General features: G+C 33.2%; 1 protein-coding gene. It reads left to right on the top strand.

All coding sequences use genetic code 11. The features are described 5' to 3' along the window. Nucleotides 1-102 (top strand): IS3 family transposase (locus AC1DPK_RS34335; RefSeq protein ID WP_477512554.1); only part of this gene is annotated, 102 nt, incomplete at its 5' end. Nucleotides 103-401 lie beyond the last annotated feature (299 nt).

Genomic DNA, 401 nt, shown 5'->3' with positions numbered 1-401 from the left:
GAACAGACCGTTCGAGACTACATCACTTACTATAACGCAATTCGTATTCAAACGAAACTAAATAACCAGTCGCCGGTTGATTATAGGCGATTGGCCGTTTAAACTTGAAAGGTGTTTTGATCCCTGTCTCACAAATGGGGGTCAGTCCCATGTTATATCATTTGGGTTTTTTCATATATTATTAGTTATATATTACCAATCGTTATTATAGCTCCTTTCTTGATTTATTATGTTTTTGTATTTTCATTTTTGTCAATTTTATTTGCTATTTGTCTGTTCTTTATGAAAGATAAGTGGAGGTCTGAAGAAGGAATCCTCACTATACTATTATTGATACCCTTTACTTTATTGTGGATAATCCCTTTTATTAGTGATGAAATTAAATTAAGGGTGGCTGTACC

Source organism: Paenibacillus sp. 01T424 (genome assembly GCF_056398745.1).
Note: the sequence above shows the minus strand (reverse complement) of the source record. Positions and strands in the feature narration are given on the sequence as shown.